The organism is Halioglobus sp. HI00S01 (assembly GCF_001635445.1).
Taxonomy (GTDB): Bacteria; Pseudomonadota; Gammaproteobacteria; order Pseudomonadales; family Halieaceae; genus Halioglobus; species Halioglobus japonicus.
Genome location: NZ_LWEE01000375.1, coordinates 1 through 219 on the forward strand (window position 1 = coordinate 1; position 219 = coordinate 219).

General features: G+C 53.0%; 1 rRNA gene. It reads right to left on the reverse strand.

The features are described from left to right. Positions 1–219, reverse strand: a 23S ribosomal RNA gene (locus A3709_RS20995); the annotation flags it as partial.

Here is a 219-nt window from a genome sequence, read left to right on the forward strand (position 1 = left end):
GTCCCTCCATCGCAATAATAAGAAGTGCAGGAATATTAACCTGCTTCCCATCGACTACGCATTTCTGCCTCGCCTTAGGGGCCGACTCACCCTGCGCCGATTAGCGTTGCGCAGGAAACCTTGATCTTCCGGCGGGGAGGTTTTTCACCCCCCTTATCGTTACTCATGTCAGCATTCGCACTTCTGATACCTCCAGCAAACCTCCCGGTTCACCTTCAA